The sequence below is a fragment of the Vibrio sp. 704 genome (assembly GCF_033339295.1).
This window is the reverse complement of record NZ_JAWOUH010000042.1, coordinates 1-4,438: the sequence shown is the minus strand read 5'-3', so window position 1 is coordinate 4,438 and position 4,438 is coordinate 1. Positions and strand designations below refer to the sequence as shown.

At 42.5% G+C, this 4,438-nt stretch carries 8 protein-coding genes; 7 read left to right on the top strand and 1 reads right to left on the bottom strand.

The annotated features are described in order from the left end of the window. The first annotated feature begins 95 nt into the window (after positions 1 to 95). From R7R24_RS24115 to R7R24_RS24105, 3 genes are read left to right on the top strand one after another with little or no spacing between them, the layout of a single operon-like run. Complete coding sequence (locus tag R7R24_RS24115; protein WP_224723981.1) at positions 96 to 488, top strand: type II toxin-antitoxin system RelE/ParE family toxin; 393 nt, start codon at positions 96 to 98, stop codon at positions 486 to 488. After that, complete coding sequence (nadS, locus tag R7R24_RS24110) at positions 478 to 765, top strand: NadS family protein (protein WP_029946694.1); 288 nt, start codon at positions 478 to 480, stop codon at positions 763 to 765. The genes R7R24_RS24115 and nadS overlap by 11 nt, the downstream gene beginning before the upstream one ends. 16 nt (positions 766 to 781) lie before the next feature. Next, complete coding sequence (locus R7R24_RS24105; protein ID WP_158090427.1) at positions 782 to 952, top strand: hypothetical protein; 171 nt, start codon at positions 782 to 784, stop codon at positions 950 to 952. A 234-nt stretch (positions 953 to 1,186) separates the two neighbouring features. Here R7R24_RS24105 and R7R24_RS24100 read toward each other — a convergent pair whose 3' ends face one another. Then, positions 1,187 to 1,402 (bottom strand): hypothetical protein, encoded by a 216-nt coding sequence (locus R7R24_RS24100; RefSeq protein ID WP_031819061.1) that lies wholly within the window; start codon positions 1,400 to 1,402, stop codon positions 1,187 to 1,189. A 158-nt stretch (positions 1,403 to 1,560) separates the two neighbouring features. Here R7R24_RS24100 and R7R24_RS24095 point away from each other — a divergent pair, with 158 nt between their 5' ends. The 4 genes from R7R24_RS24095 (at position 1,561) to R7R24_RS31010 (ending at position 4,395) form a co-directional block, all read left to right on the top strand. Then, positions 1,561 to 1,809, top strand: a complete 249-nt coding sequence (locus tag R7R24_RS24095; protein WP_213912511.1) for a hypothetical protein — start codon at positions 1,561 to 1,563, stop codon at positions 1,807 to 1,809. An 855-nt stretch (positions 1,810 to 2,664) separates the two neighbouring features. Further along, entirely contained in the window at positions 2,665 to 3,006 is a 342-nt protein-coding gene (locus tag R7R24_RS24090; RefSeq protein WP_169608416.1) for a MobC family plasmid mobilization relaxosome protein, read from the top strand. Positions 3,007 to 3,693: 687 nt separating this feature from the next. Continuing rightward, entirely contained in the window at positions 3,694 to 4,161 is a 468-nt protein-coding gene (locus R7R24_RS31015) for an MbeB family mobilization protein (RefSeq protein WP_203506492.1), read from the top strand. Next, complete coding sequence (locus R7R24_RS31010) at positions 4,162 to 4,395, top strand: MbeD/MobD family mobilization/exclusion protein (protein ID WP_169567099.1); 234 nt, start codon at positions 4,162 to 4,164, stop codon at positions 4,393 to 4,395. It abuts the gene before it with no gap. Positions 4,396 to 4,438 lie beyond the last annotated feature (43 nt).

Here is a 4,438-nt window from a genome sequence, read left to right as displayed (position 1 = left end):
GTTGGAAAAGCAATACAGCAAGAGCAGTCGTTAGCACGACAAAATCGCAGAGGTCGAGGTTTCGGATTTAATCGTTAATACATTTGAAAATACGCTTGCCAGGAGTACAATGTACTCCTATTCTTTTGGGAGAGGATCGGGTTATTAGCTACGCATTAGAGTTTATTGAAACGCCATTGTTTGAATCTCAGCGAAAAGAGATGCTCACGGATGAAGAGTTTCGAGCGTTGCAGTCAGACATCATCAAAAACCCAGAAATGGGATCGTTGATTGTCGGAACGGGAGGGCTAAGAAAAGTTCGCCTTGCTGGAGAATCGACAGGTAAGAGTGGTGGTTATCGAACGATTTACTTACTGATCCAACCTGATGTTGTCTATTTGGTGTTGCTGTACAAGAAAGGGAGAAAGGACTCTTTAACTCAGAAAGAGAAGAATCTCCTTAAAGAAGTGTCGAGGTCGATTAAGAGAGAGTATGACAATGAGCAATAGTATTTTTGATGAACTTTATACATCGATGAAGCAAGCCGAAGCGATTGCAAAAGGAGAGCAGACTCCTGCGAATGTCACTCGTTATGAGATTGCCGATGTTAAAGCGATCCGAGCACAACTGGATGTCAGCCAAAAAGAGTTGGCACAAGCGATGGATGTGAGTATTGATACCGTGAAAAGTTGGGAGCAAGGACGGAGAAATCCGACAGGTTTAGCAAGCAAAGTCCTGACTCTACTCTCTAAAGAGCCAGAGCTTTATGCGAAGTTTTCAGTTTAAAGATTAAGAGGTGTCTATGAGTGCAGCTGTTACTTTTGAGCAATTCTGTCAGCATTACGAGTACGATCCGAGAAGTTCGTTATCTCGCTTTGAATATGAGAAGTACAAAGAGAAGAAGTACAAAGAGAACTTGGAGATAGCTAACGAGCTGATCACCAAAGATGCCATCGATAAGATGAAAACATAGAAAAAACGCTCTTAGAGGGCGTTTTTTGTTTCAATCGAACAGCGAACTTTTTGCCCTGTAAATCGCTCTGAAAGCGTCACAAACTTACAGCCCGATTTCTGGCTAAGTAGGTAAGGATAAGTGCTTAAAAACGCTCCTGGAGCGTTTTGAGAGCGTCAGGTTGGCGTTTTGAGATGCTAAGTCGGCTATTTAACGTAATAGGAATAATAATCACCACCACAACGTTATGTTGCTTTAAATTATGAGCTTCTTTGCTTCGATTTGAAGCCATTCAAATGTGTTTTTGGGCTCTCCATGCATTTCCATTTGATGCCAAAGTTTTTCAAATGACAAAATAGTGACTTGTAGAGCAACTTCTTCATTTCCAATTTCCATTGTTAAATTTTCGAGAAGTTTAATCGTATGAGCATCTACTAAAGTGTCGTATTTTTTTATTTTACACAAAGCCATAACGCAATACTCACAAAGTGTTGATATGCATGTAACTTTATAATAGTGCTCAATTGCGTATATAGTGGTTTTTTTTGGCCTAAGTCTATTAAGAACGTTCAATTGCTCACACAAACCTAGTCTTAAATATGATGTGTATGAGATAAATGGGATAAAGCGTGAAACTAAAAATTTATTTTAAAACATCGAATAACAAAGGCTTTGAAATCGCATCATATCAAGAACATTACGAGACAATTGTTGATCAATGGCTTTCGTTAGGTCGTACACTAGAATCGAGTTCTTTTTTCCTTGTGCTGTACGATGATGATGGTAAGTGTGTAGATGCCAAATATCTTTCAAAAAATAATTTTAGTCGATTGCTGATAGAGTGGGACTGCTTTGGTTTAAAAGAAAGTAATGAGTAATTTAACGTAACACTCGTTGTGCGAACTGAACGATAGAACGCAAAAGGTTGCCCAAACCGGCGACCTTTTTTACATCTGGCAGATACGAAAAACGCCTCCCAATGGGAGGCGTTTTTCTTGAGGACGTTCATTACCTTAGAAAAGGATCGTTGAGATCCCAGCTCTTTGGTTGTAATCTCAATCCCCAGATGTGACAAAACCGACCCTGCAAGGTCGGCTTTGATCGGAATACTTACCGGTTTGACGGCCTGTGTAAGTCCTTTCATGATAGCCCATATCGTTTAAGCACTTCAAGTATTCCTGCACTCTGTTTGGACTCAAGATGTTTTGGACAGAGCGATGCGCATCAGCCACCGACCAAGGGAAGTTCCAAAGGTGGCAGGTAAAGGCACTAATCAAAACTTGCGAAAGCACGATAAAACCGCTCTCTTGTAGCTGCTAGAGGGAGAACTGCGGAAAAGGAATAATTGATTAGTGTTGTGAGACTGGAATGGGGGCGTAAAGCCTTACTCACAGCGCAGGGCAGCCCGAAAGGGAAGAGACTTACCCAATCTGAAAGCGACCAAAAAGATACCCAAATCACTCATAAATTTGAGTTGAAATGGGTAGGGGTCGGCGCAGCCGAAAGGGTGGTTTGCGCTAGCTTGGCTAGCCTCCTCTTTGCTCTTACTGTCATTGTTTGATACTTCATGATTTCCCTTATTTGCATTTCTTTATCTTACTTTCTATCTTTTGTTAAGCACATAAGCAAGGCTACACAAAGCCCCCTCCACTTCGTTACGTTGTCATTGTGCCTTGTAAGGGACGCTACGCTCCCTTAACCCTAGTTAAAAGCACTCAAACTAAAGAATTGCCATGACTGAAAAGAAGAAAGTAATACGAGAAAAGTCCATCAAGATCAGAGTCACTGAGACTGAACTTCAAGCTCTGAAAGATCGGTGTGATGGTGCGGAATTAGCTCCTTGGGTGAGAGAGACTTGTCTTGGGGAACGGACTCTTAAAAGAGCCAATGTTCCTAAAGTAGACCCCGCATTATTGCGCCAGTTATCTGGACTTGGAAATAACTTGAATCAGATCACTAGAGTAGTGAATACCCAGAATTATGATGTCGTGAATGTGGTTCAAGTATTGGCTCAACTTTCAGCAATCGAGCGTCAGCTTGGGCAAATAATGGCAAAGTATGAGATCTCAGTATGATTGTTCAGTTCGCTCGTAGAGGTAAGGGTATTGGGAGTGGCCCTGTTGATTATCTCTTAGGGAAAGATAGAAATCGGGAGAGGGCGACACTCAATCAAGGCGATCCTGATTTAGTTCAATCACTCATTGATTCGAGTCCTTACGCCAAAAAGTACACATCGGGCTTTCTCTGTTTTGCTGAAACGGACTTATCACAAGAGATTAAAGATCGCCTCATGGCTGATTTTGAAAAGGCTTTGTTACCAGGCTTAGACAAAGACCAATACTCCATTCTTTGGGTAGAGCATCTTGATAAAGGGCGGTTAGAGCTGAATTTTGTTATTCCAAATATTGAGCTTCATTCTGGCAAGCGACTTCAACCTTACTACCACTTTGCAGACAATCCTCGTATCGATGCGTGGCGCACCATTCAGAATCTTGAACTAGGGCTTCATGACCCAGATGACCCTGCTAATCAGCAAGGCTTGGTGAGTGCTAAAGACACTCCATCCGATGCAAAAGAGATTCAGCAACTTCTTACCGATGGTCTACTTAATCTTGCTCAATCAGGCGCGATCCGTAGTCGAAAAGGGGTAATTGGTGCGCTTGAAAGCAAAGGATTTGAGATTGCCAGAGTGACAGCTAAAAGCATCAGCATTAAGAATCCCGAAAGTGGGAAACGAAACATAAGATTAAAAGGTTTGTTGTATGAGCAAGATTTTGAATATGGCGAGGGACTTCAATTCGCAATCGAAGAAGCAAGCCAACGCTATCGAGCAAACGCTAAAGAAAGACTTCGAGAGGCACGAACAACGTATTCAAGATGCGTTGAAATCAAGCGAGCAGAAAATCATAAACGACATCCAAGAGCAGCAATCACGTTTGAATCTCTTGGTGATGAAAACATGGATTTGGTTGCCAGTGACCCTGTTATTTTTGGTGATCGTCAGTTACGGGATCGCTTGGTATCAAGGGCAGACGATATTAGACAATCAGAAAAAGATAGCCCGCCAAAAAGCGATCCTAGAGCAGTTCCAGAACAAGACTTGGGGGCTTTCTCTGTACGAGAGCCAGAAAGGGGAACGTTTTATTGTGATACCAGAGGGTTACTCGATTCTGGAGGGGTGGACAATGAACGATGGCAAGAACGAGCTGATCAAGTTGGAGAGGAAATAAATGACCGAGCTAGAGAAACAACTTTTGCACGCCTTCGAGGTTTTAGAGAGGCAGCACAAGGAGCAGCACAGCGAGTTCGTGAAGCTCTACAAGGATTTAGAGAAAAGATTCGAGCAGAGCAGCGAGGAGAACCAACGCTTACAGAGCAGTGTGAGCAGCTTGACCATGCAAGTAAACAACTTGACGCAGCAGCTCCAGTCGTTGGAAAAGCAATACAGCAAGAGCAGTCGTTAGCACGACAAAATCGCAGAGGTCGAGGTTTCGGATTTAATCGTTA